This window comes from Methylobacterium sp. CB376 (assembly GCF_029714205.1).
Classification (GTDB): domain Bacteria; phylum Pseudomonadota; class Alphaproteobacteria; order Rhizobiales; family Beijerinckiaceae; genus Methylobacterium.
The window spans coordinates 153,289-177,956 of sequence record NZ_CP121648.1; the positions used below are offsets into that span (position 1 = coordinate 153,289).

Annotated in this window: 29 protein-coding genes and 2 pseudogenes; 11 read left to right on the plus strand and 20 right to left on the minus strand. The window is 70.7% G+C overall.

Annotated features, from left to right (window positions below; all coding sequences use genetic code 11):
* Positions 1-15: 15 nt before the first annotated feature.
* Genes QA634_RS00650 through QA634_RS00660 form a run of 3 tightly spaced genes read right to left on the minus strand, consistent with a single transcriptional unit; the run spans position 16 to position 1,699 of the window.
* Entirely contained in the window at positions 16-822 is an 807-nt protein-coding gene (locus QA634_RS00650) for a sulfite exporter TauE/SafE family protein (RefSeq protein ID WP_012330132.1), read from the minus strand.
* A complete protein-coding gene (locus QA634_RS00655; RefSeq protein ID WP_012330133.1) occupies positions 822-1,271 on the minus strand; it encodes a DUF6691 family protein in 450 nt (149 codons plus the stop codon). The genes QA634_RS00650 and QA634_RS00655 overlap by 1 nt, the downstream gene beginning before the upstream one ends.
* A gap of 2 nt (positions 1,272-1,273) precedes the next feature.
* Positions 1,274-1,699, minus strand: a complete 426-nt coding sequence (locus QA634_RS00660) for a YeeE/YedE family protein (protein WP_012330134.1) — start codon at positions 1,697-1,699, stop codon at positions 1,274-1,276.
* Between the two features lie 164 nt (positions 1,700-1,863).
* Here QA634_RS00660 and QA634_RS00665 point away from each other — a divergent pair, with 164 nt between their 5' ends.
* On the plus strand, positions 1,864-2,322 hold the full coding sequence (locus QA634_RS00665) for a DUF2892 domain-containing protein (protein WP_012330135.1): 459 nt from the start codon (positions 1,864-1,866) through the stop codon (positions 2,320-2,322).
* Positions 2,323-2,359: 37 nt separating this feature from the next.
* Here the strand turns inward: QA634_RS00665 and QA634_RS00670 are convergent, their stop codons facing one another.
* Genes QA634_RS00670 through dsbD form a run of 3 tightly spaced genes read right to left on the minus strand, consistent with a single transcriptional unit; the run spans position 2,360 to position 5,699 of the window.
* Positions 2,360-3,244: a L,D-transpeptidase family protein gene (locus tag QA634_RS00670; protein ID WP_415926927.1), complete on the minus strand. Its 885-nt coding sequence runs from the start codon at positions 3,242-3,244 to the stop codon at positions 2,360-2,362.
* Positions 3,244-3,876 (minus strand): DsbA family protein, encoded by a 633-nt coding sequence (locus QA634_RS00675; protein WP_012330137.1) that lies wholly within the window; start codon positions 3,874-3,876, stop codon positions 3,244-3,246. Before QA634_RS00675 ends, QA634_RS00670 begins: the two co-directional genes overlap by 1 nt.
* Positions 3,877-3,908: 32 nt before the next feature.
* The gene (gene dsbD / locus QA634_RS00680; RefSeq protein ID WP_012330138.1) at positions 3,909-5,699 is read right to left on the minus strand and encodes a protein-disulfide reductase DsbD; all 1,791 of its coding nucleotides are present in this window, start codon (positions 5,697-5,699) and stop codon (positions 3,909-3,911) included.
* Between the two features lie 106 nt (positions 5,700-5,805).
* On the opposite strand from dsbD, the gene QA634_RS00685 reads away from it, so the two are divergent.
* Complete coding sequence (locus QA634_RS00685; protein WP_012330139.1) at positions 5,806-6,468, plus strand: response regulator; 663 nt, start codon at positions 5,806-5,808, stop codon at positions 6,466-6,468.
* Positions 6,465-7,781, plus strand: a complete 1,317-nt coding sequence (locus QA634_RS00690; protein ID WP_012330140.1) for an ATP-binding protein — start codon at positions 6,465-6,467, stop codon at positions 7,779-7,781. Before QA634_RS00685 ends, QA634_RS00690 begins: the two co-directional genes overlap by 4 nt.
* A gap of 140 nt (positions 7,782-7,921) precedes the next feature.
* Here QA634_RS00690 and QA634_RS00695 read toward each other — a convergent pair whose 3' ends face one another.
* Genes QA634_RS00695 through soxC form a run of 11 tightly spaced genes read right to left on the minus strand, consistent with a single transcriptional unit; the run spans position 7,922 to position 15,385 of the window.
* A complete protein-coding gene (locus tag QA634_RS00695; RefSeq protein WP_012330141.1) occupies positions 7,922-8,437 on the minus strand; it encodes a GlcG/HbpS family heme-binding protein in 516 nt (171 codons plus the stop codon).
* Entirely contained in the window at positions 8,424-8,879 is a 456-nt protein-coding gene (locus tag QA634_RS00700) for a DsrE family protein (protein WP_012330142.1), read from the minus strand. The genes QA634_RS00695 and QA634_RS00700 overlap by 14 nt, the downstream gene beginning before the upstream one ends.
* A gap of 13 nt (positions 8,880-8,892) precedes the next feature.
* On the minus strand, positions 8,893-9,360 hold the full coding sequence (locus QA634_RS00705; protein WP_012330143.1) for a DsrE family protein: 468 nt from the start codon (positions 9,358-9,360) through the stop codon (positions 8,893-8,895).
* A complete protein-coding gene (soxB, locus tag QA634_RS00710) occupies positions 9,357-11,135 on the minus strand; it encodes a thiosulfohydrolase SoxB (RefSeq protein WP_012330144.1) in 1,779 nt (592 codons plus the stop codon). The genes QA634_RS00705 and soxB overlap by 4 nt, the downstream gene beginning before the upstream one ends.
* Positions 11,132-11,440, minus strand: a complete 309-nt coding sequence (locus QA634_RS00715; protein ID WP_012330145.1) for a hypothetical protein — start codon at positions 11,438-11,440, stop codon at positions 11,132-11,134. Before QA634_RS00715 ends, soxB begins: the two co-directional genes overlap by 4 nt.
* 8 nt (positions 11,441-11,448) lie before the next feature.
* Positions 11,449-12,309 (minus strand): sulfur oxidation c-type cytochrome SoxA, encoded by an 861-nt coding sequence (soxA, locus tag QA634_RS00720; protein WP_012330146.1) that lies wholly within the window; start codon positions 12,307-12,309, stop codon positions 11,449-11,451.
* Positions 12,306-12,617: a thiosulfate oxidation carrier complex protein SoxZ gene (gene soxZ / locus QA634_RS00725; protein WP_012330147.1), complete on the minus strand. Its 312-nt coding sequence runs from the start codon at positions 12,615-12,617 to the stop codon at positions 12,306-12,308. The genes soxA and soxZ overlap by 4 nt, the downstream gene beginning before the upstream one ends.
* 28 nt (positions 12,618-12,645) lie before the next feature.
* Positions 12,646-13,134: a thiosulfate oxidation carrier protein SoxY gene (gene soxY / locus QA634_RS00730; protein ID WP_012330148.1), complete on the minus strand. Its 489-nt coding sequence runs from the start codon at positions 13,132-13,134 to the stop codon at positions 12,646-12,648.
* 13 nt (positions 13,135-13,147) lie between these two features.
* Entirely contained in the window at positions 13,148-13,495 is a 348-nt protein-coding gene (gene soxX, locus QA634_RS00735; protein ID WP_012330149.1) for a sulfur oxidation c-type cytochrome SoxX, read from the minus strand.
* A gap of 20 nt (positions 13,496-13,515) precedes the next feature.
* Positions 13,516-14,184 carry a c-type cytochrome gene (locus QA634_RS00740; protein ID WP_012330150.1) on the minus strand — a complete coding sequence of 223 codons (669 nt, stop codon included), beginning with the start codon at positions 14,182-14,184 and terminating at the stop codon, positions 13,516-13,518.
* The gene (gene soxC, locus QA634_RS00745; RefSeq protein WP_043701958.1) at positions 14,168-15,385 is read right to left on the minus strand and encodes a sulfite dehydrogenase; all 1,218 of its coding nucleotides are present in this window, start codon (positions 15,383-15,385) and stop codon (positions 14,168-14,170) included. The genes QA634_RS00740 and soxC overlap by 17 nt, the downstream gene beginning before the upstream one ends.
* A 306-nt stretch (positions 15,386-15,691) precedes the next feature.
* On the opposite strand from soxC, the gene QA634_RS00750 reads away from it, so the two are divergent.
* Both QA634_RS00750 and QA634_RS00755 read left to right on the plus strand, forming a co-directional pair.
* Complete coding sequence (locus QA634_RS00750; protein ID WP_012330152.1) at positions 15,692-16,018, plus strand: ArsR/SmtB family transcription factor; 327 nt, start codon at positions 15,692-15,694, stop codon at positions 16,016-16,018.
* A 2-nt stretch (positions 16,019-16,020) separates the two neighbouring features.
* Complete coding sequence (locus tag QA634_RS00755; RefSeq protein WP_012330153.1) at positions 16,021-17,019, plus strand: MBL fold metallo-hydrolase; 999 nt, start codon at positions 16,021-16,023, stop codon at positions 17,017-17,019.
* A gap of 4 nt (positions 17,020-17,023) precedes the next feature.
* Here QA634_RS00755 and QA634_RS00760 read toward each other — a convergent pair whose 3' ends face one another.
* From QA634_RS00760 to QA634_RS00770, 3 genes are all read right to left on the minus strand, one after another.
* A complete protein-coding gene (locus QA634_RS00760; RefSeq protein WP_012330154.1) occupies positions 17,024-18,061 on the minus strand; it encodes a YeeE/YedE family protein in 1,038 nt (345 codons plus the stop codon).
* A 363-nt stretch (positions 18,062-18,424) separates the two neighbouring features.
* Positions 18,425-18,847: an EF-hand domain-containing protein gene (locus QA634_RS00765; RefSeq protein ID WP_012330155.1), complete on the minus strand. Its 423-nt coding sequence runs from the start codon at positions 18,845-18,847 to the stop codon at positions 18,425-18,427.
* 108 nt (positions 18,848-18,955) lie between these two features.
* Positions 18,956-19,720, minus strand: a complete 765-nt coding sequence (locus tag QA634_RS00770) for a hypothetical protein (RefSeq protein WP_012330156.1) — start codon at positions 19,718-19,720, stop codon at positions 18,956-18,958.
* 135 nt (positions 19,721-19,855) lie between these two features.
* On the opposite strand from QA634_RS00770, the gene QA634_RS00775 reads away from it, so the two are divergent.
* The 6 genes and pseudogenes from QA634_RS00775 to QA634_RS35690 form a co-directional block, all read left to right on the plus strand.
* On the plus strand, positions 19,856-20,851 hold the full coding sequence (locus QA634_RS00775; protein ID WP_083784609.1) for a TonB-dependent receptor plug domain-containing protein: 996 nt from the start codon (positions 19,856-19,858) through the stop codon (positions 20,849-20,851).
* Entirely contained in the window at positions 20,751-21,854 is a 1,104-nt protein-coding gene (locus tag QA634_RS00780; protein ID WP_236728928.1) for a TonB-dependent receptor, read from the plus strand. Before QA634_RS00775 ends, QA634_RS00780 begins: the two co-directional genes overlap by 101 nt.
* A complete protein-coding gene (locus QA634_RS00785) occupies positions 21,836-22,597 on the plus strand; it encodes a hypothetical protein (RefSeq protein WP_050777452.1) in 762 nt (253 codons plus the stop codon). The genes QA634_RS00780 and QA634_RS00785 overlap by 19 nt, the downstream gene beginning before the upstream one ends.
* Positions 22,582-23,010: a hypothetical protein gene (locus tag QA634_RS00790; protein WP_083784611.1), complete on the plus strand. Its 429-nt coding sequence runs from the start codon at positions 22,582-22,584 to the stop codon at positions 23,008-23,010. Before QA634_RS00785 ends, QA634_RS00790 begins: the two co-directional genes overlap by 16 nt.
* A 98-nt stretch (positions 23,011-23,108) precedes the next feature.
* Positions 23,109-24,395: pseudogene (locus QA634_RS35685) on the plus strand (ABC transporter transmembrane domain-containing protein); the annotation flags it as partial.
* Positions 24,332-24,529 (plus strand): annotated as a pseudogene (locus tag QA634_RS35690) (hypothetical protein); the annotation flags it as partial. The pseudogenes QA634_RS35685 and QA634_RS35690, both read left to right, overlap by 64 nt.
* Between the last annotated feature and the right edge of the window lie 139 nt (positions 24,530-24,668).

The following is a 24,668-nucleotide window of genomic DNA, read 5'->3' on the forward strand; positions in this document are numbered from 1 at the left end:
CTCCTCCTTCCGGGTTCAGGTCGCCGCGCCGAGGAGCGGCAGGCCCCCGCGGGCGACGATGGAGAGGCCGACCAGGATGACGAGGCCGGCGAAGGTGAGGGTCAGGGCGCGCTTGTGCCCGGCGAGGCGCTTGCCGAGGCGGGCGCCGACGAGGCCGCCGAGCACGCCGCCCAGGATGAACAGGCCGGCCAGCGGCCAGTCGATCAGGCCGGAGGCGGCGTAACTCGCCGCGGTGGCGGCCCCGAAGGCGCTGACCGCCACCAGCGAGGTGCCGATGGCCATCGGCAGCGGCATGGACGTCGCCAGCATCAGCCCCGGCACGATCAGGAAACCCCCGCCGATGCCGAAGAAGCCGGAGAACAGGCCCACCGAGAACCCGATCCCGAGCAGCCAGGGCAGGAGCACCGGGGCGCTCCGCCTGGTCAGGCGCACGTCCGGATCGCCCTCGCCGCGCCGCTTGCGCAGCATCAGGCCCCCGACGACGAGCATCACCACCCCGAACAGCGCCAGCAGACTCTGTCCGTCGACCGCCTTGGCCGAGGCCGAGCCGGCGAGCGCACCGAGAATGCCGGCGAGCGAGAACGCCGCCGCGCACCGCCACTTCACGTTCCCGGCCCGCCATTGCGGGACGAGGTTGCCGGCCGCGCTGACCGAGACCGCCAGGGCGCTGGTGCCGATGGCCACGTGGGGCGAGCTCACCCCGACCACGTCGGTCAGGAGCGGGACCGCGAGGATCGAGCCACCCCCGCCGACGAGGCCGAGGATCACGCCGACGACCCCGCCCGAGCCGGTCGCGAGGCCGGATGTCAGCAAGCCGGGCATCACGCGTCAGCTCCCTGCACCGCCGCCGGCTTCGAGCCCGCCGAGGGAACGAGGCGGACCAGCAGCATGCCGATGACCATGGCGGCGACGAAAGTCGCGGCGGGGCCCGGCACGACCGTCAGGATGGTCAGAGCGGGCCCGGGGCACAGGCCGGCCAAGCCCCAGCCGAGGCCGAAGACCGCGGCGCCGGCGATCAGGCGCGGGTCGAGATCGCGCCGGGTCGGGATCGCCAGCTGCGATTCCAGCACCGGCCGGCCGCGGCGCCTCGCGACCCAGTCGCCGGCGGCAGAGACCGCGACGGCGCCCGCCATGACGAGGGCGAGGCTCGGGTCCCAGCGTCCGGTCACGTCGAGGAAGGCGAGGACCTTGGCCGGGTTGGCCATGCCGGAGACGAGCAGGCCGAACCCGAACAGCAGGCCGGCGGCGCATGCGGAAGCGATCTTGGCCATGCTCAGCCTCCGAGCAGGCGGCGGGCGACGAGGACGGTCAGGATGGCGACGGCCATGAAGATGCCGGTCGCGACGAGGGAGCGGGGCGAGCCGCGACCGATGCCGCAGACGCCGTGGCCGCTCGTGCAGCCCGCCCCGAGGCGCGCGCCGAACCCGACGAGCAGGCCCGCGAGCACGAGGAGCGGGAACGAGGCGTCGACCGTCACCGGCGGCAGGCTTCCTCCCAGGCAGGCGTAGACCAGCGGTGCGAGGACGAGGCCGGCCAGGAAGGCGACCCGCCACCCGGTCTCGCGCGAGGGTGGGGCGAGCAGCCCGCCGAGGATGCCGCTGATGCCGGCGATGCGTCCGTTGAGGAGCAGGAACAGGGCCGCGGAAGCCCCGATCATGACGCCGCCGAAGGAGGCGCCGAGTGGCGTGAAGCCGTTCATGGTAATCACTCCAGGGCCGCGGCAGGGGCAAACCGGCGGGCGGCGCCCGATCCTTGCGCCGCCTCCGGGGTTGTCATGGACCGGGTGCCCCCGCACCCCGTCGCATCACATTAGATGATGCTTAATTAGTGAAATCTAATTTAACGTCAAGAGGGAGACGGCCGATGATCCCCGGCACCGTGGAGCGGGTCCCGCTTCACACAGGCGCGCGCGACAACCGGCGCATCGCTACCGACCTCGAAGCGAGCGTCCGCTGGCATGCCGAGCACCCGCAGGCGATCGGTCACCGATTGCGTGAGCTCGACGCGGAGTGGGACATCGAGCGGACGCTGGAGGCCAATGCCGCGACGCTGGCGCTCACCGGAACCGTCCTCGGCATGACCGCCGACCGGCGCTGGCTCGCCCTGCCGCTGGCAGTGACGGCGTTCCTGCTCCAGCACGCCGTCCAGGGCTGGTGCCCGCCCTTGCCGGTGCTACGGCGGCTCGGCTTCCGCACGGCCCGCGAGATCGAGGTCGAGCGCAACGCCCTGAAGGCCCTCCGGGGCGATTTCGGCCCCATCGGACCGGGCCCGGGCGACCACGACACCCGGGCGAGTCACGCGCTCATGGCGGCCAGGCTCTGATGGTCGGACGCCGGAACGGCTTCGCCTTCCGCCCGCGCTAAGGGTGGACGTACGCGAACCCGATGCCCTGCAGGCGCGCCAACTCGGCGACGCCGCTCGGCGCAACGACGTCCTCTCTCACGCCGTCGCGCGCGCCACGGTCGAGGCGGTCGAGCCGTGGATGATCGAGGCCGTCGTCCAAGGTGGGACCGGCGGATGCGCTGCTTCCGAGGCTGCCTGTCGCCTCCGGCGTGGCTTGGCGCGCGGCGTGAGCGGTGCCTCTCGAGCCGAGCACCACGACCTTCGTGCCCGTGGGCACGCGCCGGTGCAGGTCGATCACGTCCTGGTTCAGCATGCGGATGCACCCTGAGGAGACCGCCTCGCCGATGCTCCACGGCTCCGTCGTGCCGTGGATGCGGTAGAGCGTGTCCTTGCCGTCCTTGAACAGGTAGAGCGCCCGGGCCCCGAGCGGGTTCCTCTCCCCGCCCGGCATGCCGCCAGCCCAGCGCCCGTTGCGTGTCGGGTCCCGCCGGATCATGTCGGGCGTCGGCGTCCATCGCGGCCACGATGCCTTGCGGGCCACCGTCGCCTCGCCGGTGAACTCGAAGCCGGCCTTGCCGACGCCCACCCCGTAGCGCATCGCCTTGCCGCCCTCCATGACGAGGTAGAGGAAGCGCCCGTAGGGGTCGACCACGAGTGTGCCGGGCCGCTCCTTCGTCGGGTCGTCGACCACCTGGCGAACGTCGCGGGCCTTGAGATCGCGCGGGTCGACCGCCTCGACCGGGAACGGCTCGTCCGTGATGGCCGCGTACCGGCGTAGAGCATCCGGCGCGATCTGCGGCCGGGCCTGCGCGACCGGGGCCGGCGCGCCCATCGAGGCCGTGCAGGCGCCGAGCGCCGAGGCGAGCGCGATCAGCGCCGGGAGACGCGGAACCCGCCGCATCATGGGCGGCCCTTGGCGCGCGCCTGGGTCGCCGCCTCTTTGAAGCCGTCGTAGTCGAGCGCCGCGGCGACCTTCAGCGGGCCGATCAGGAAGACGGGCGTGCCCTGCAGGCCGAGGGCGTCGGCCTGGTCGAGGTTGCGCTGGAGCAGAGCCGCCATCTCACCCTGGCGGGCCTTCCGGTCCTCCTCCAGGCGGGCCATGTCGACACCTGAGGCGGACACGACCTCCAGCATCCGCTCCTTCGGGATCTTGCGGCCCGGAATGGCCATGAGCGCGCGGTGCACCGCGTCGTAGCGACCCTGGTACTTCGCCGCGAGCGCGAGCTGAGCGCCGTAGACGGAGGCGTCGCCGAGGATCGGCCAATCCTTGTGGACGAGACGGATCCGGCCGTCCGATTTCACCAGCCGGATGAGGTCGGGCTCGGACTTCTTGCAGAAGGGACAATTGTAATCGAGGAAGGCGACGATGGTCAGGTCGCCCTTCGGGTTGCCCGAGACCGGCGCCTCGGGGTCGTTGAGGATGGCGTTCGCGTCGATGCCTTCGGCGACGGCTTGGGCGGCTCCTGGCGGTGACGACAGGACCGGCGCGAGCGCGACGGCGGGCAGAAGGGCGAGCAGGGTCCTGCGGTCCATGACGGTCTCCGTGGGTGTGTCGAGGGGGTGGCTCAGGCGCCGACGAGGGCGAGACCGCGCGTCAGGTCCTCGACCGTGAGCTCGCCCTCGGTGCGGGCCTCCCGGACCTCGGCGCCGTCGGGGCGCATCAGGATGAGCGTCGGCGGTCCGACGACCTGGAAGCGTTGCATCAGGGCGCGGGTGTCGGCGTCGTCGCGGGTGACGTCGGCCCGGATGACCCAGACGGCCTTGAGCCTCTCCCGGATGGCGGCATCGGCCAGGACCGTTCGCTCGTTCGTCCTGCAGACGGTGCACCAGTCGGCGGCGAACTCGACGAGCACCGGCTTACCCTCGCCGCGTGCGGCCCGCAGGGCGGTCTCGAATGCAGCGACGGAGGAAACCGTCCGGGCCTCGGCGGCGCGGCCCGCCCGCGCAGTGCCGAACCCGGCGAGCGGTCGCAGGGGGTCGGTCCCGCCCGCCGCGGCGCCGATGACGAGGGCGCAGCCGTAAGCGACGGCCACGATCCCCGCCGTCCTGCCCACGCGCGCCGGGATGCCGCTCGTGGCAATCGCCGCGACCGACAGCCCGAAGCCGATGGCGAGCGCGCCCCAGAGCAGGAGCGACAGCCCGTCCGGCAGCAGACGGGTGACCAGCGAGACCGCGAGCGCCAGGAAGACGAATCCGAAGGCGTGCTTGGCCCGCACCAGCCATGGGCCGGAGCGCGGCAGGATGCCGGCGCCGAAGGTGCCGACCAGCACCAGCGGTGCGCCCATCCCGAGGCCGAGGGCGAAGAGGGCCAGCGCGCCACGAAGGACGGAGCCGGTCTGGGCAACGGACAGGAGCGCGGCCGCAAGCGGCGGCGTCACGCAAGGCCCGACGACCAGGGCCGCGCTGAAGCCGAGCAGCGCGGCGCCGAGGACCGATCCTCCCTTCGCCGGCGACGCGGCGCCGGCACGGTCTCGCCACCAGCGCGGCGCCTGGATGTCGAACAGGCCGAACATCGACAGGGCGAGCGCGGCGAGGGCGGTGGCCATCAGCCCGAGGGCGACCGGCGTCTGAAGCGCAACCTGCAGGTTGCGCCCGAGCCAAGCTGCGGCGAGGCCGAGGCTGGCATAGGCCGCGGCCATCGCGAGGACGTAGCTGCCGGAGAGGACGAGGCCGCGCTCCGGCGTGAGCGCCTGGCCAGAGCGGACCAGCATCCCCGACAGGATGGGCACCATCGGCAGGACGCAGGGGGTGAATGCCAAGAGGATGCCGAGCCCGAACATGCCTGACAGGACGCCGATCAGGTTGCCGGTGAGGAGCGAGGCGGGGCCGCCGGGAGGGACGCCCGAGCGCGAGGCATTCGATGCGTGGATGGCAGGCATCGCAGCGCGCCCGGGCGCGGCACCGCCTCCACGCGGCGGCGCATCCGCGGCGCTCAGGGCAGCCAAGTCCACCCGCCGCGTGACCGGCGGGTAGCAGATGCCCTTGTCGGCGCAGCCCTGATAGGTGATCCGCACTTCGCGCGCGCCTGCGAGAGCCGCGCCCGGCACGATGGCCCCGGCCGAGCCATGATAAACCTCGGTGGGCCCGAAGTTCGGGTCGTCCTTGATCTCGCCCGGTTCCGTTGTGACCGGTAGCCACTGACCGCTCGGTGCGGCGGCGGCGATCCTGTCGCGATAGAGGTAGGTGCCGGGAGCAATGGTCCAACGCAGGTGGAGCGAGAGGTCCGCGTCGCGGGTCACCGCGAGGGAGAACGGCCCTTGCCGCGTGGCGGCGTCCTGGCACTGCCCCGGTGACCACAGCGACGAGCCCGCCCAGACCACGAGAGCGAGGACAAGGTGCGCGAGAACGTTCGGCATGAGCGGCGGGGTCCGGGTTCGGATCGGTCCGTCGCGGGTCGGACACGCAGCTTAAGCCAGCCTTAAGCCAGGCCTGGAGGATGCCGGGCCGGCAAGGGAGACACGCATGCGAATCCTCGTCGTCGAGGACGATCCCATCCTCTCGGACGGCTTGCGGGCCGGGCTCGCCCTGAGCGGGGCGGCCGTCGACTGCGTCGCGACCTGCGCGGACGCCGATGCCGCACTCACGGCAAGTCAGTTCGGGGCTGTCATTCTCGACCTGATGCTGCCGGACGGCTCGGGCCTCGACGTCTTGCGCGGCCTGCGCGGCCGGGGCGACCGGACGCCCGTCGTCCTGCTGACGGCCCGCGACGCCGTGGCCGACCGGATCGCCGGGCTCGACGGGGGCGCCGACGACTATCTCGGCAAGCCCTTCGACCTCGACGAGCTCTCGGCCCGCATCCGTGCGGTCGTCCGGCGCGCCTCAGGGCGGGCCGCCGCCGGCTTGGAGCACGGCGGCATCCGGCTCGACCCCGGCAGCCTGACCGTCACGGTCGACGGGGCGCCGGTCACCGTGTCCCGGCGCGAGTTCATGGTGCTCGCCGCGCTGATGGAACGCCCGAGCGTGCTGCGCTCGAAGGCCGAGCTGGAGGAGCGCCTCTACGGCTGGCAGGAAGAGGTTGAGAGCAACGCGGTCGAGGTGCACGTCCACAACCTGCGCACCAAGATCGGCAAGCACGCCATCGAGACGGTGCGCGGCCTCGGCTACCGCATGAGGGCGCCCGCATGAGGTCGCTGCGCGTCAGGCTCTTCGCCATCCTCCTCCTCGCCACCGGCCTGATCTGGCTCAGCGCGGTTGCCTGGATCTACCTGGGCTCGAGGCGCGAGGTGGAGCAGGTCCTCGACAATCGCCTCCAGGAAGCCGCGCGCATGGTCAGCTCCCTGGTCGGCGCGGTCGGCGGCACGGGCGCGGACGGGACGCCGCGCACCTTCCCGGCGCCGACGGCCTACGAGCGGCAGCTCTCCTGCCAGATCTGGTCCCTCGACGGGCGCATGGTCGCGCGGTCGAGCGGAGCCCCGGAGCGGCGCCTGACCGATGCGCCGGCCGGCTTCTCGGAGCGCGAGGTCGACGGCGAAACCTGGCGGGTGTTCACGGTGGAGGATGGCGAGAAGGGCGTGCGCGTCATGGTCGGCGACCGCCTCGGCCTGCGCGAACGCCTCGTCACCGACCTCATCATGGGTCTGATCACCCCCGCGCTCCTCGTCGTGCCTCTGCTCGGCATGTTGATCTGGGCGAGCCTCGGACGGGGCCTGCGCCCCTTGCGGCTGATGGCCCGGAACCTCGCGGCTCGCGACGCCGACGACATGAGCGCCATCGACGCGGGCCAGGCCCCGACGGAGGTCCGCCCTCTGGCCGACGCCCTCAACGGGCTGTTCCTCAAGGTCGAGGCGGCGCGCCGGCACGAACGGGAGGTGACGGCGTTCGCCGCGCACGAGCTGCGCACCCCGCTCGCCGGCCTGAAGACTCAGGCCCAGGTCGCCATGGCCGCAACGGACCCGGAGGTCGCGAAAGCCGCGCTGCACCAGATTCTCGCGGCCGTGGACCGCACGACGCGCCTCGTCCGCCAGCTCCTCGACACCGCCCGGCTCGACGCCTCGGGGGAAACCCGGCCTCTGACGGAGGTCGATGTGGGTGCGCTGGTGGCCGAGACCGTGGAAGGTCTGCGAGCACCTCCCGGCATCCGGACCGTGGTTGACCCCGGGCTGCGTGGCTACACGATGTGGGCCGACCCGGAGAGCCTGCGTCTCGCCGTCCGAAACCTGCACGAGAACGCCGTGCAGCACATGCAGGCCGGGCTGGTGGAATGGGCCGCGCGGCCGGGCGGCGGGGGCGTCGTCGTGCGCGACGAGGGACCCGGCATCCCCGAGGAGGAGTTGCCGCACGCCATGAAGCGCTTCTTTCGCGGCCGCCACAAGAGCGCGACGGGAAGCGGGCTCGGCCTGGCCATCGCAGAGATGGCATCCCGCCGGAGCGGGTTGAGCCTGCGCCTCCGCAATCGACCGGACCGGCAGGGGCTGGAGGCGGAGATCGTCCGGGGCTGATCACGCCCCGGGCACTCGCTCGGCAACGCGCTCTTGCAGGTTCGGGCGGACCACCTCAAACGACATCCGGTTGATTGCTTCGCCATCCCGAAGGGATCAAGCGGATGTGGTATGACACGCCCGATCCGGTCTCGGCGGCTTCAGAAATCCAGCTTGTCCCGCACCGCCTCGATGCCGGCGGCGGCGCAGGCATCGTCCTTGTCGCCCCCCGGCGCGCCGGAGACCCCGACCGCGCCGACGATGCCCCCGCCCGCCTCGATGGGCAGGCCGCCGGCCATGGCGACCACGTTCGGCAATCGTCCGAGCCCGGCATCGAGGCGCTTCGTCTCGATGCCCTTGGCGAACTCCGCCGTGGAGCTGCGAAAACTCAACGCGGTGTAGGCCTTGGACGAGGCCGTGGTCGCCGCGGGCAGGCCGGCGAAGCGGTCGCGCAGCAGCACGAGGGGTGCGCCGAACCGGTCCATCACCACGATCGCGACCTGAAGCCCGTCCTCTCGGCACCTCCTCAAGGCCGCCTGGGCGATCTCGAAGGCGATGTCGGGCGAGACCGACTTGTAGGTGACGAGGGCCTCCTCCGCGGCGGCCGGGCGGGCGAGGAACACGCTCGCGAAGGCGACGAAGACCGCGCGCCGGATGATCGCCTTACGGCCGCACATAGCTCCACCCCTGCTCCTGCCGCTCCATGATCTGCACCACTCCGGAGGGCACGATCGTCGCCTGCGGCAGCAGCGTGATCGGGTGCCCCTCGGCTCTCTCCATGGCGGTCTTCGTGTTGTTGCAGGCCGAGAACTGGACCTTCGCCGGGAAGCCGTAATCGGCGAAATGCGCGATCCGGTCGGCCACCGTCGATTTGTCGGCCCGGTACATGGCGAGGCCCGGTCCGAAGGCGACGATGTCGATCTCCACCTGTTCGTTCTTGGCGCGGTAGTGGTCGACGACGTTGGTGGCGTTGTTGAGCGTGAGGTTCATCGTGGCCGGATCGGCCGTGTCCACCTGGAACACGACGCGATGCCCCCCGCGTCCCTCGGCGGCCGAGACCGGGGCGGCGGCGAGCCCGGCCAGCAGGAACAGGATCAGGCGTCGAGCGGGCTGTCGCATGGCGGATCCCCGATCAGGGCCGGACCAGGATGTACCCGGCCTCGGCGAGCGTCATGAGTTGCACCACCCCGGCCTCGACCGGGATGGCGTGCGGATTGAGCGCCGGCCGCTGCCCGGTCGCACGGGCGACAGTCTCGACGGTGTTCATGCAGATGTCGAAGCGCACGCCCTGCGAGACGAGGCTGTCGACGCCGGCCCGGTGCGGGCTCTCCGCCCGCAGGATGTCGATGCCGGGTCCGAAGGCGACGACCTCGATGGCGACCTTGTCCGGTCCGTAGGCCTTGAGCACGTTGTTGGCGACGCTGAGCACGAGATCCTGCCGATGCGGCTCGCGCTCGGAGAGCTGGAGGGCGAGGCGATGCTCGGCGAAGGCCGATACCTCCGGCGCCGGGCCGCCACCGACGGTCCCGGCCGCCTGCGCGGCGACCGGGGCCAGGGCCGCGCCGAGCAGCAGCCTGCGCGGGAGGCCGAACCGGCTCACGCCGCTTTGCCGTAGCCGGGATTGTCCGCCACGCCTCCGACCTCGACCGGCTTGTCGGCGGACAGGGTGGCCTTGCCCGAGCGACCGAGATGAGCCTCCAGCACCTCCCAGACCGGCTTGCCCTCCTGCGGGTTCACCGAGGCCCAGCCCGCCACCTTGTAGGTCTTGGCCGGATCGAGGGGGCCGCCCCCGGTGAGGGTGAGGTTCGAGAGGCGCTTGCCGCTCTCGGCCCCAGGCTCGCAGCGGTAGCTCAGGCCGCCGACGCGGACCATGTCGCCGCCCTGCTGGTAGTACGGGTCCGGGTTGAAGAGGTTGTCGCAGATATCCTCCATGATCGAATGGATCTGCGCGCCGGTCATCGGCTGGACGTAGACCTCCGAATAGGTCGTCGCGGTCTGCGCCAGCAGGTCGGCCGCCGTGATGTCGCCGCCGGCGAGCGTCGTCGTGCCCCAGCGAAAGCCCGGCGACAGGGAGATCTGCGCGTCGAGCTGCGCCCGCAGGGCATCGCAGAGCAGGTGGTCCATCGTGCCGGTGAAATTGCCCCGGCGGTAGAGCATGTCCCCGGCGGTGGCGAGGCGCCGCCCAAACGCGGCCGCGTGCGGGGCTTCGAGGGAGGTGATCAACGCCTCCATCTCGGCATCGGGCTTCAGGAGGTCGGCGAAGACCGGGAGCAGGCGGTAGCGGATGCCCCGCAGGGAGCCCGGGGCGAGGTCGAGATCGACCACCGCCAGGAACTTGCCGTTGGAGCCGGCATTCGAGACCAGCGTCTTGCCCCGGGAATTCGTCACCGCGACGGGCTCGGGCACCGCGTCGTGGGTGTGGCCGCCGAGGATCAGGTCGATGCCGGAGACCCGGCTCGCCAGCTTCAGATCGACATCCATGCCGTTGTGAGAGAGCAGCACCACGGCATCGACCTTCTCCTTCGTCCGCAGGTCGTCCACCAGGGTTTGGAGTTCGGCGTCGCGGATGCCGAAGGTCCAGTCCGGCGTGAAGCGCTTCGGGTGGGCGATCGGCACGTAGGGGAATGCTTGACCGATGATCGCCACACGGCGGTCGCCGAACGCCTTCACCGTCGCCGGCTTGAATACCCGGCCGGAGGCGGAATCGAAGGCCGGCGCCTCGTTGAAGGCCGCTTCCTCCGTGAGGAACACGTTCTGCGCCAGGAACTCGCCCTTGAAGCGGTCGAGGTTGGCGCGCACCCCGTCCTGCCCGTAGGTGAACTCCCAGTGGCCGGTCATCGCCTCGATGCCCAGCAGGTTGGCCGCCTCGACCATGTCGGCGCCCTTGCGGGCGTTCGAGAGGCCGCTGCCCTGCCAGAGGTCGCCGCCGTCGACGAGCATGGCTCGGCCTCCCGGCGCCTCGGCGCGCAGGCGGGCGACGAGGCTCTTCAGGTGCGCGAAGCCGCCGAGCCGGCCGTAGCGTCTCGCGCCCTCCTCGAAGTCGAGATAGGTGAAGGCGTAGGCCTCCCGGCTGCCGGGGGCGATGCCGAACCGCTTCAGGAACGCCTCGCCGACGAGGTGCGGCGGGCGGCCCCGCATCGCGCCGATCCCGATGTTGACGCTCGGCTCCCGGAACAGGATCGGCCGCAGCTGCGCATGGGTGTCGGTCATGTGCAGGAGGCGCCCATTGCCGAACGGTTCAAGGTCGTAGAGCCCGGCACCGGCGTCCTGCGCCAGGGCGCGGCGCCACAGGAACGGCAGCGCCAGGGCCGCCCCCGCCTGGAGGAGCCGCCGCCGGGGCAGGCCGGCATTCGATCCGTCGAAGTCGCGCGTCATCGGATCACCGCATTCTTCCAGGCGGTCTTCTCCCGCTCGGTCTGGTCGATGGAGGCGCGGGCAAGGGCTTCGGCCTCCCGGGCCCGGGCGAGAGCCTCGTCGTAGCGGCCCGCCTCGGCGGCGGCCTTGGCGGCGGCGAGCGCCGTCGCCGTGGCGGGCCACTGGTTCTTGTTGGCGGCGGCCTTGTCGGAGAGCGCCTTGGCCGCCGCATAGGCATCGTTCGCCTCCTGCGCGCCTGCCGCCAGGACGGCCGGGGCCGGGAGCAGGAGGGCGACGAGGGCGGCGCGGGCGAATGCCGAAACCATGTCGGACCTCACGGACGCGCGCCGGGGCCGGAGATCGGCAGCCCGTTGCTCATGAAGGACAGGAAGTAATCGACGTCGCGATAGAGGACGTCGTCGGGGGCGAGCGGCGTGCCGCGCACCTGGCTGTTGCAGGACATGTAGCGGCGGGTCGCCGTGCCCATGCCGCCCCATTCCGAGCGGTAGATCGGCAGGGCCGCGGTGATGCCGAACGCCGGCGCCAGCACCTCGGCGCGGATGCGGTTGCCGGGGTTCTGCACGTGGCAGCTCGCGCAGGAGAAGTTGAGCTGCCCCCGGCGGGTGTAGAAGTACTGCTTGCCGGCCTCGTAGGCCGCGAGCGCCCGCGGGTCGTTCGGCACCTCGATGGCGAAGGGCTTGCCGCGCGAGGTGAACGCCATGTAGGCCGTCACGGCGGCCATCTCGTCCTTCACGTAGGAATAAGGCTTCTCGCCGTTCTCGGTGAGGCAGAGGTTGACCGCGTATTCGAGCGTCACGACCTCGCCGAGCTTGGCGTCGAAGCGGGGATAGGTCTGACGAATGCCGATGCCGCCGTTCTCGAAACAGTCCGCGAACGTCTTGCCGTTCTTGAACGGCGTCTCGAACAGCTCCTTGCCCTTGTCGATGGCGAAGTCGTAGGGAGGAAACTCTTCCTTCTCCTCCCATTGCTTGCGCATGCCCGCGTCCATCGAGTACGGCCCGTTCACGAAGTCCTCGTGCTTCACGTCCGGGAACTTCTCGTAGAAATAGGCCTGGAAGGCCTTCAAGTCGGCCTTGGGATCGGCCATCTCGGCGGCCGGCGCGCCGGCGATGCCGCTGGCGGTGAGGCCGAGGGCCAGCGCGAACCCGGCCGCCGGAGCGAGGGCGGCACTCATCCGATCTTGGCGACGGAGGAATCCGTCTTGCCCAGGTTGTCGGTCCAGGTGACCTTGAGATCGTCGCCCTTCTTGGCGCCCGAGAACTTGAATTTGAGGTACGGATCCTTGGAGACCGCGGGTCCCCAGAAGGCGGTGAACACCACCTTGCCGCCGTGCTCGAAGGTGACGGTCTCGATGTAGTGCGGGGGGATCAACTCTCCCTTGGCATCCTTCACGTAGCCGGAATCCATGGGATGCTGGATGAGCGACTGGACATCGGTCTGGTCGCCGCTGGCGGTTGCGCGCACGCGGATGGTGGATGGCATCTGTGTTCCTCCCCTGGTGTGATCGTCGTCAGCCGCCGCAGCCGCCGACCGTGACCTTCACTTCCCTGGTGGCGCTGTAGAGCTTGCCTCCGGCCTCCACGACGGCGATGACCGGCGTGGTCTTGGCCATCTTCAGGCGGCTCGCCACGGTGGGGAGCGTGCCGGGCGCGAACTTGTACACGGCCGCGAGCGCGCTCGGGTTCTCGGCGACGAGGATCGCGATGGAGGTGACGTCCGGCAGGTCGGTGCTGACCGAGACGGGCACGACGGCGCCGTTCTCGGCGATCTCGGGGGCGTCGAGCTTGACCTTGTCGGAGGCGGTGGCGGCCTGCCCGAACAGCTTCTTCACGGCATCCGCCTCGCCCTTCTGCTTGAAGGCGTCGGCCGGGTAGGCGGCGTCGGGATTGGCGGAGGCGCGGAGCGGGAGGCAGAAGGAGGCCGCCGCGATGACACTCCCGAGACCCGCCGCCCGGAGGACGAAGCGGCGGTCGAACATGTTGCTGTCGTAGGCAGCCATGACGGCCTCCCTTTCAGTACGAATACAGGTACTCGACGATGGACCGGATTTCCCGGTCGGAGAGGAGCAGGTTCCGGCCGAACGGCGGCATGACCGTCTCCGGATTGCGAAGGGTCTCGTCCCGGATGATCGCGACGACGTCTTCGCGGTTCGGGTAGCGCTGCTTCAGGCCTGCCAGCGACGGGCCGATATTGCCCGGCAAGTCGCCGCCGGGGATCGCGTGGCAGGAGAGGCAGTTGCCCCGGCCCCGGTCGAACGCGATGGCCTTGCCCTCGGCCGCGTCGCCCTGCGCCAGGGCAGCGCCGGCCCGGGCAAGGACCAGGGTGGCGACCAGGAGTGCCGTACAGGGATGCCGGCGCATGGGGGCCTCCTCCGGGGGCGTCATTTCGGCTGCATGTCGTCGAGGGCCCCCGTGGTGCGCGGGGTCAGGGTCTTGCCCTCGGCGGTCGAGGTGATGGTGATCGCCTTCGGATCGCGGCACTTCGCCATGCAAGGCTCGGCGCGGGTGTCGGGCCGCGGATCCTCCCAGGTGAAGTTGTCGCGGTTGGGCATCCTGACCTTGGGCAGGCTGTCCTTGTCGGCCACGAAGTCGCCGGGCACCAGGTTGTTGAGGTTCAGGATATAGGCGGTGAGCGCGTAGACCTCGTCAGGCGTCAGGCTGCGCGGGTTCGGAAACGGCATCGCCCGGTCGATGTAGTCATAGAGAGTCGCCGCGAACGGCCAGTAGCTGCCCACCGTCGGCTCCGGTCGATCCGCCGTCAGGGTGCCTTCGCCGCCCGCGAGCTTGGGCCAGCGGTCGACGCCCTCGCCGAAAGTGCCGTGGCAGGCGGCGCATTTCTCGGCAAAGACCTCGCTGCCCTGATCGACGCTGCCTTTGCCTGCCGGAAGCCCGAGGCCGTCATGCCCGCGCACGTCGATGTTCCAGGCGTCGATCTGCGCCTGACTCGGGCGCGTGCCGTAGCCGTAGAGGGGCTTGCCCCCGGCCGCGGCGGGGCCGGCGAGCGCGAGGAGCGCGCCGAGGGCGAGAAGGGCGTCAAGCGGTCTGGACATCGAACACGCTGCCATCCGGCTTCACCTGCCAGGTCTGGATCGAGTTGTTGTGGTAGACGGAATTCACGCCGCGGATCCTGCGCAGTTCCGCGATGGTCGGCTGCACGTAGCCGGTCTCGTCGATGACCCGGGATTCGAGCAGGGCCGGTGTGCCGTCCCACTGCCAGGGCAGGGAGAACCGGGTCAGGGCCTTCGACAGCACCGGCTCGTGCAGGGCGGCGGCCTGCCAGTTGGCGCCGCCGTCGACGGACACGTCGACCCGCTTGACCTTGCCGTTGCCGGTCCAGGCGAGGCCGCGCACCTCGTAGAGGCCCGGCTTGGTGAGCGGCTTCTCGGGGCACGGAAAGGTGATGACCGACTTGGCGTCGATGGCCCAGGTGAATCCCCTGGATTTCCCATCGGGCATCAGGTCGGTGTATTTGGACGTCTCCTCGCGGGAGTACCACGGCTGGTCGCCGATCTTGATGCGCCGCAGCCACTTGACGCTGACGTTGCCCTCCCAGCCCGGCACCACGAGCCGCAGCGGGTAGCCCTGCTCGGGCCGCAGCGCCTCGCCGTTCTGACCGTAGGCGATCAGGCAATCGTCCAGGCACTTGGACAGGGGCAGGGAGCGGTTCATGTGGGCGCCGTCCGCGCCCTCGAACATGACCCACTTGCCCTCGGGCTTCACGCCGACCTCGTCGAGGAGGGTCGAGAGCGTCACGCCGGTCCACTCGGCGCAGGAGATCATGCCGTGGGTGAACTGCAGGGAGTTGAGCTGCGCCGCGCGCCATTCCATGCCGCCATTGGCCGGGCACTCGATGAAGTGGATGCGCGAGACGGAAGGGTAGCGGACGATGTCGCCCATCGAGAGCAGCAGCGGGCGCTCCACGAGGCCGTGGATCATCAGGCGGTGCTGCTCCGGGTCCACGTCGGCCCGGCCGGCATGGTAGCGCTCGAAGAACAGGCCGTTGGGCGTGAGGATGCCCTGGAGATCCTGGATCGGGGAGAAGCTGATCGAGGATTGGGTGCCCGCCGTCAGCCAGGGCACGTTGCGGCGGATGACGCCGGCTTCCTGCGCGGCGGGCTGGCCGTAGGGCCTGTCCACGACGCCGGCCCCGAGGCTCTGCGACCAGGGATACTCGGGCGGCGGCCCCGCCTCCCCGGCCCGGGCCGGGACCGGCAGCGCGGCGCCTCCAGCCCCCGCCGCGGCAAGGCGCAGGAAGGTCCGCCGGCCAAGGGAACGGCCAAGGGAACGGGCAAGGGGTAGCGTCGGCGCTCCGCCCCTCGGCGTGCGCCCGTCGGCCCGGTTCGTCACCGGCTTCCTCCCGATTGGACCGGCTTCTGCCGCTTCACTAGGGCTAGCCACCCGCCTTCAATCAGTCAATGCTAAAGTTAGAAAAGTCTGATATACGGGTCCCCGCCCTCTTGCGGCGGCTGGCTGACTGGCCAGGGCGGCGCGTTCGGGCGACCATGGTGACACCTTCCCCCCGCCCAACCCGACTGGGCCAGCCGGTTTTGCGAGACCATGCAGGCGACGACGATCGACGAGACGACTCTGGATGCCTTCGCGGCTCAGGCCGCTGAGGCGGTGCGCTTGTTGCGCCTGCTCGGAAATGAGCACCGGCTGATGATCGCCTGTTTGCTGATCGTGCATGGGGAGCTGTCCGTCGGGCAATTGGTCGAGGAACTTCGGCTCAGCCAGTCGGCTCTGTCGCAGCATCTCGCGCGGATGCGAGAGGACGGAGTGCTGACGTTCCGGCGGGAGGCCCAGACGCTCTACTACAGCATCAAGGACCCGAACGCGGTCGCGGTGATCGGACTTCTGAAGCAGCTTTACTGCAAGGACCTGTGAGGATGATCCGGCGGGCCGCGTTGATCCTGGCTGTCCTGCTCGCGGGGTCGGCGTCGGCGTCCGATTACGCGCCGATCGGCAAGCCGCTCGCCGTCGCGCAGGTGCCTGGCAAGCCGATCTATTACAGTCTCGGGAATACCGGTGTGCCGAGCCAAGCCAACGAGGGCAACACCTCGAATGGCGGCTTCGTGGTCACGGATGACGGGGTGGTGGTGTACGACGCCCTCGGCACGCCGAGCCTCGGCTGGGCGCTGCTGGAGCAGATCCGGACCATCACGGACAAGCCCGTGCGCTACGTCGTGGTGAGCCATTACCACGCCGATCACATCTACGGGCTGCAGGCGTTCAAGGATCATACCGGCGCCGTCGTGATCGCCCAGGAGCGGGCGGCGCAATACCGCGACAACGACGAGACCGCCGACGAACGGGCGGATGCCCGCCTGCGCCAGCGCCAGGGAGCGCTCGCCCCTTGGGTGGACGAGCACACGCGGATCGTCCCGCCCGACCTCACCTTCGCCGAGCGGGCGACCCTCACGCTCGGCGGCAAGCGCTTCGTGCTGCTCTATGCCGGGCCCGCCCATTCGGCGAGCGACATGATGATGATGGTCGAGCCCGACGGGGTGCTGTTCGCGGGCGACATCGTCCAGAACGGCCGCATCCCGCACATGAACAGCGACGACGTCGATACCGGCCGATGGCTGACGGCCCTGAAGCAGGTCGAGGGATTGAAGCCGCGCTTCATCATCCCCGGCCACGGCGAGCCTTCCACCGAGGCGGCCAAGGCCATCGCCTTCACGGCGGGGTACATCACCGACGTGCGACGGGTGATGAAGAACGCGGTCGACAGCTGGACCGATTTCGATGCCGCCTACAAGGCGGCCGACTGGTCCGCCTACGACAAGCTCCCCGCCTTCGCCGCCAACAACCGCGGCAACGCCTACCGCATCTTCCTGGAACTCGAGGGCGCGAATTTCACGGACGGGAAGAAGTCCGAGCCGTAGGCGGTCAGCCTCGCCGCTCCACGAGGTAATAGAGGCCGGCGCGTCCTCCCAGCGCGATCGACGCCAGGGCGATGGCCGACCCGACGGACAGCGTCGCGATCCCGGTCACGCCCTGGCCGATGGTGCAGCCCAGCGCGGTGATGCCGCCGGTGCCCATCAGGAACGCGCCGACGATGTGCCGCCGCAACTCGCCCGGGTCGTCCGGGGCCTCCCAGCGGAAGCGCCGCGCCTGCCGCGCCTCGACGAACGCCCCCACCAGCACGCCAAGGACCGAGGCGATCCCGAAATCGACCTGCATCCCGGATGCCACCATCGCGAAGAGCAGGGCGTCGCCGATGGGCCGGGCGAAGCTCAGCGACGTCGGCCGGCCGGTCCCGAAGGCATCGAACCCGGCGAACCCCGTCGCCCACCATCCCGCGGTCACGCACGTTCCGATCACGACCGCCGCCGCGGCGAGCGTCCGGTCATTCCGGAAAGCTCCATCCGCGAAGGCATAAACGGTGAGGAGGGCGGCGCAGGCGGCCGCGAGGGCCATCGATGCGGGGCTCCCGACGCCGAGCAGGTCCGGAAGGAGCTGCAAGCGCCCGCCGGGGATCGACACGAAGAGAGGATCAACCGCCATCACCCGCACGACGGCGGTGAGCCCCCGCATCGCCATGACCGCAGAGACGGCCGCGACGAGGAGAGCGATCAGGGCCTTCAGGTCCCCGCCGCCGAGTCGCAATAGATTCCCGAAGGCGCAATTGCCGACGAGGGCCATGCCGAACCCGAATGTCAGGCCGCCGAGAATCAAGGGTCCGATCGCGAGCTGTGACGAGGCGTACAGCGTCCGGTGGAGTTCGAGCCCGTACAAGCGCAGGCCATGGACGCCGACCATCGCCACCGCGATGGCGAGCGCCCAGGCGCGCAGCCGCCGCGTGTCCTGGCCATAAACGGCATCTTCCAATGCGCCGAGCGTGCAGAAGCGGCCGCGCCGCGCCGCATAGCCGAGCACGCATCCGATCACGAGTCCAAGGACCGCGCGAATGACATGCGGCTCCATCACTCCCCCCATCAGCCCGCCGAACGAGATCGGCCCAGGCCCATCGACTTCAGAGAGACTTGGAGGCTCGCCTTAAGAGAAGCTTAGCGAAGGTCGAACGTGCGGGGATTGCGGAAGCAGCCTCCTCCGGGAACGCCCCACCGTTGCTCCGGCTTCGCTTCCTTGTTGCCGCGACGACGAGGTCCATGCGGGCCACTCCCGGGAGGCGGAAAGAGGGAAGCCCGACCTTCCCCATCCTCTCGTCCGTGCCGCCCGCGGATTCCTCGAGCCGGCCCCTCTGACCGAGGCGCCAGGATGAGGGGGCGGCGGCACAAGCGTGAAGATGATCGACGCCTCCGCCGCCGTCGCTGACTCGGGCCGCAGCTACTGTCCCCGAAGGAACTTCTGCAGCTCCTCAAGGGTCACCTTGCCGTCCTTGTTGGTATCGGCGGCATTGAAGATGCGCCTATGGATAGCTGTCACCTCGTCGAACGAGAGGGACCCGTCTCCATCCGTATCGGCAATAGCGAACATCATTCTCATCCTGAGGCCGTCATCCATCATGCCCCTGTTCATCCCGCCCATCATGTGGCCCATCATCCCCATTCCACACATGCCGCCTTGGCCCATGCCTCCCATGCCTCCCATGCCTCCCATCATGCCCGGCATCCCAGGCTGAGGAGGCTGGGCGCTTTGGCCGGGCGTGCTCATCGGAGCCGTTGGTGTCTGGGCGGTCGCGCTGGAGCTTGCGCCAGCAGCGAGAATGGCGGTGAGAGCGGTCACGCGCACCAGTGTGGCGAGGGTCATGGACCCCTCCTTCGGCTGCTACCGGGAACGGGCCGAGCCTGACCGTGCAATGCGAGACCCGGCCCGCTGCCCGCCGCGCGAGCTTTAGGTGCGGCGAGCACGGGAAATCTAGCACAGACGGGGGACACACCCGAGAGGCTCCCCCCGGATGCCATTCAACTCGGCCGCGACTAGCGCCTGTCGCCCGGCGCCTGAAAGTCCCTGCAGACACTGTCCGGGGAGGCCGAATCCGATTTCAAGCTTGCGCTTACCCGAACGGGGAAGGCCGGAGTCGCGACGCACGGGACTTCCGAGAGGCCGGTTTCGCGTGATCATCGGCCATTTCGGCAGCCCAAATCGAAATTCCGGAAATCGCGCACAGCCGAACAAGCCGTATGCGAGCGAGGCCGGCGCAGGGAAGCCGACCAGGAACGGGGCGGCGGCCACACCGTCCGTCGCCTCGTCGCGGCGCTCCGCGAGATCCGTCAGGCGCGCGTCGCCGGTCCGCAACAGGAAGCTCTCCTCAAAGCGCAGATCGACGATTCGGAAGCGCCGGCCGCCGCGGAACAGGTCTTCCCCGGAGGCCGGACCGTTGCAGGCGAACAGCACGGCGGTGCCGGCCTCCGCCTCAACCGGCGACACGCCGCGCGCCGAGAGGCGTCCGCTGCCCTCCAGCACGATGCTCAGGGAGAAGGTCGATGCCCCCGCGAGATCGACCGTGAGGTCCCGCTCCAGGAACGCGTCGACCACCACGATGGCGATGTCGGACGCGATCGGATCGATCCGCGCGCTCTGCGACCAGCCGAGGCGGGCCAGTCCCTCCGCCACAGCCTCCTGCCAGGAGGCGACCGGTGCGGCCTCCGCCGGCCCGTCGCGATGTGGATCCGACGACACGCCCCGTTCTCCCATGTGCGAAGACTCGACTTAGTACCGATGCCGTTAATGCCGGCCCCGAAAGCGTTTGACAACATCCATCGAAAAAGATGATGACACCACTGGCGATTTCGACGGCACTGCGGCAGTTTAGAAATGCTCTCAACAGGCAGGATATCATCAGTTTTTGTTACGACTATAGCAACGTTTGTCGGTTTTCCGGCCCTGTCGCAGCCGGCAGGGGGCGAGATCAAGCTCGACGAAGTGATCATTACTTCAAACAAGCGCGAGCAGCGTCTGGACAGGGTCGACGCCTCGGTCACGGCGGTGACGGCGGCGCGGCTCGCCGACAACGACGTGCGCGATGTGAGCGATCTGCAGAAGGTCCTGCCCGGGATCGTGATCGAGAGCCGCGGCAACCGCGCCTACGCCAACTTCACGGTCCGCGGCATTTCCTCGCCGGACTTCTACAACCCGGTCATGCAGGTTTACGTCGACGGCGTGCCTCAGGCTTCGGCGAACCTGGCGCAGGACCTCTTCGACGTCGGCCGGATCGAACTCCTGCGCGGGCCGCAGGGCACGCTCTACGGGATGAACGCCTTCGCGGGCGTGCTCAACATCGCGACCGAGAAGCCGCGCTTCGCCCGCGCCGACGTGTTCGGCACCGCCTCCGAGCGCCTGTTCGAGATCGGCACCTTGACGACGAGCGTGCTCATCCCCGACGCGATGTTCCTCGATCTCGGCTTCAAGGAGCGCTCCTTCACCGGCCAGATCCGGGACATCGACCGCCATCGCGACGACGTCGACTGGTGGAACGGCCTCGGTGGTCGCGCTGCTTTGCGCTACGCGCCGCTCGGGAGTGCCTTCGACGCCAGCCTGATCGTCTCGCACGCTGCGCTCGCGCGAGGAGACCTACATCCTCGACTCCGACGTGAAGCGGCGCGCCTTCCGCTCCTCCGTCATCCCGTTCCCCTGCAGCGTCCTGGGGCGCGAGACGACGACGGCCGGCCTGACCATGAACTACCGGTTGAACGACGTCACCTTCACCAGCGTGACGTCGTTCCAGGCCGTCGACCTCAACCGTCGCATCTTCGGGCAGTCCTTCCCCGAGACCTACCGGACCGTCTATCAGGAGTTCCGCGCGGCCTATGATGGGGCTGGTCCGTTCAAGGGCGTCGCGGGCGTCGTGTTCCTCGACAACCAGTTCACGCGCCGCGCCTCGGGCACGCGCAACGACGTGGATGCGCGCAGCGTCGCGGTGTTCGGCGAGGGCACCTACGCGCTCACCGACCGGCTCGACCTCACCGTCGGCACCCGTGTTGCGGTCGACTGGTCGTCGATCGGCTTCAACGGCGGCAGCTTCGGCTTCAACTTCGACAACGACGCGAGCTTCACGAATTTCCAGCCGAAGGTCTCCCTCGGCTACCAGGTCGACCCGACGACGCGGGTCTACGCCCTCGTCTCCGAGGGCTACAAGCCGGGCGGCTTCAACCGCGCGGTCTCCAACCCCCTCGACGCCGTCGCCTACAAGCCGGAGCGGGCCTGGAACTACGAGGTCGGCGCGCGCACCGAGATGCTGAACGGCCTCGCGACGGTGTCGGGTGCCTTCTACCGCATCGAAACCTCCCACCAGCAGATCAACGCCGGCCCGGTCGGCTTCCAGGTGCTGCGCAATGCCGCCGAGGGCACCAGCACCGGCGTCGAGGTCGAGCTGGCTCTGCGGCCCACCGACCGTCTGACGCTGACCGCGCAGGGCGCGTTCGGCCGCTCCGAGTTCTCCGGCTACGCCGATCCGATCACGGGCCAGCGCATCGCCGGGGGCCGCACGCCTCAGGCGCCGGACCTGGTGACCAATGTCGGGTTCCGCTACCTCATCGACCAGACCTGGCTGCCGGCCCAAATGGCCCTCACCGGCGCCGCCCGGACGGTGAGCCGCACCTACTTCGACCCGGCCAATACCTTCTCGCAGGGCTCCTTCACGACCTTCGATGCCGGGCTCGACGTCGTCTTCGATCCCGCCTCGACCCTGCGCCTGTTCGTCACCAATCTCACCGACCGCACCTACCGAACCTACAGCTTCGCCTACGGCCCGGCCACGCTCAGCACCATCGGCCAGCCGCGGATCGTGGGCCTGTCATGGCGGACGAGGTTCTGATGCGGCTGGGCGCCGGGACCGCCGTCGGGCTGGAGGCCCCGCTCGTCCCCGTCCCGGCCGCGATCGGCGGGATGTCCGTCGCCCGGAGCGTCGTGATGGGGATCGCGCGGGTGGGCCTGCCTGCCGTCATGCGCGAGGCCGGCCAGCCCCTCGACCGGATCGGGCTCGTCTCCCTCACCCTGCTGCCCCGGGTGCTCGAGGGCCTGTGGTCGGGAGCGGTGGAGCGCGACCGCCTGCCGCCGGCCGGACGGCGACGCATGTCGGCGAGCGTGGCCTGCGGGGCCGTACTCTCCGCCCTCGCGCTCGCCGCCGGGGCCGGGATCGGCCCCGCGGCCTTCGCGCCGCTCCTCGTCTGCCTCATCGCCGCCGCCCTGGCCAACGCCGCCATCGGCAGCGCCTGCGACGGCTTCGCCGTCGAGACCCTCCCGGCGGGCCACCGCGGCCGGGGCAACGCCGCGCAGGCCGGGGTCTCCTTCCTCGGCCTCCCAGTCGGCGGCGCCCTGCTCCTGGACCTGATCGCGGCGGCGGGCCGGACGGCCGCGAGTCTGGTTAGGGCGACGCCGGTCCTCGGCCTCAGCCAGCCTTTCCTCGTGCGCGCCTCGGCGCCTCGGCGCTCCGCGAGCACCGGCCCGGCCTCGCGGCGGCGCGCCTCGTGCCGCGCGCGGCGCGGCAGGCCGGCCCGGGCCGCGGCGCGACCGGCGCCGCCCTGCCCTCAACCGGAGAGACCATGGAGACCGGCATGACGGATTTCGGCACCCCTCCCGCCTCAGGCGACTTCGACCTCTCGCGCTGGCCCGTGGCCCGCTACCGGATGCCCGATCGCGTGCCCGATGCCGAGGCCGAGGCCCGCGTCGCCGAGTTCGACGCCCTGCTCGCCAGGGACGAGCGCTTCGTGCTGGTCTTCCACGGCCCGGAGATGCCGAAGGATTCCTCGCGCTTCATGAAGGCGTACCGGGCCTGGTTCAAGGCGCGCAAGGACGCCCAGAAGCGCCTCTGCGCCGGCGCCGTCCGGGTCGAGCCCGACGCGGCGCGGCGCGGGTCCTTCGCCGTGAAGGCGATGTCCCTGATGAACAAGGCTTTCCTGCCCTACCCGTACAGGGTGGTCGCGAGCGACGCGGAAGCCGACGCCCAGGCGCGAGCATGGCTCGCCGCGTGAGCGCGCCCGAGCCCTCAGCGCCCTCCTCCCCGCCCGCGGGCGGGCTCGGCGCCACCTTCGCCCGCCTCGCGGGCCTCCTGCGCACGCGACCGCGGGCGATGGCGGCCGCCATCGCGCTCGGCCTCCTCGCCGCGCTCCTCGGCCTCGCCTGGCAGCTCGGCGTCACGCGCCTGATCCGCGACGCCCTGGAGCCCGCGCCCGACCGGGCCCGGATGGGCTGGACCGTGGCCGGGATCGCCGCCCTGGTCGTGGCGGGTCGTCTCGCCTTCCTGGGCTCGACCGCGCTCTCGCACAGCATCGCCGTCGACGTGCAGCGCGACCTGCGCCTGGCGCTTGCCGAGCACCTCGCCCGCGTGCCGGCGGCGGTGTTCGAGCGCTACGGCGGCAAGGCCCTGCGCCGCCTCGTCCTCGACGACGTCGAGAGCATCGAGGACGGCATCGCCCACCTCGTGCCGGAGGCGACCGCGACCTTCACCGCGCCGCTGATCGTCCTCGTCGGCCTCTTCGCCCTCGACTGGCGGCTCGCCCTGGCCGCCGCCCTGCCGATCCTCCTCGGCCTCGCGGCGATGCGGGCGACGACGCGCGGCTCGGCCGACATCACCCGCGCGTACTACGAGCGCAGCGCCGAGATGGCGGCGCGGGCGGCCGAGCACGTCGCCGGGCTGCCGACCCTGCGCCTGTTCGACGAGGACGACCGGGCCCTCGCGCGCCTGCGCGACATGAACCGGGCCCTCGCGCGCCTGCGCGACATGACCGGCCGCTACCTCGCGGTGATCGGCGACTGGGTGCGCCGGGTGCTGCGGGCGAGCGCGCTGCTCCAGGTCTGCGTGACCTCCGGCCTGCTGATCGTGCTGCCCCTCGGGCTGTGGCTGCTGGCGCGGGGCGATCTGCCGGTCGCGCACCTCGTGCTCTTCGTCGTCTTCGCGCCGAGCCTCGGCGGCCTCGTCACCCGCCTGCCGAACTTCGCCTTCCGCTTCGCGCAGCAGGGCGAGGTGCTGGCCCGGCTCGACGCCCTGCTCGCCGAGGCGCCGTTGCCGCTTCCGGCCGCCCCCGTGAGCCCGGCGGACCGGACCGTGCGCTTCGAGGGCGTCGGCTTCCGCCGCGGCGAGCGCAAGGTGCTCGACGGGATCGACCTCGTGCTGGAGCCCGGCACGGTCACGGCGCTCGTCGGCGCGAGCGGGGCAGGCAAGACGACGCTCGCCAACCTGCTGCTGCGCGCCCAGGACCCGCACGAGGGCCGGATTACGATCGGCGGGGTCGACCTGCGCGATATGGCGCCCGACACGCTCCACGCCCTGGTGGGCACCGTGCCGCAGCACCCCTGGCTGTTCACCGGCACGGTCGCCGAGAACCTGCGCCTCGCGGCGCCCGAGGCCACGCCGCGGGCCATGGCCGAGGCCCTCGCGCGGGCCCGCGCGGCGGACTTCGTCGCCGGCCTGCCGGGCGGCGTCGAGGCGGTGCTCGCAGGCGGGGGGCGGCGCTCTCGGGGGGCGAGCGCCAGCGCCTCAGCGTCGCCCGGGCGATCCTGCGCGACGCGCCGATCCTGGTGCTCGACGAGGCGACCGCAGCGGCCGACCCGGTCAACGAGCGCGAGATCCAGCGCGCCCTGGGCGCCCTCGCCCGCGGCCGGACGGTGCTCGTCATCGCCCACCGCCTCG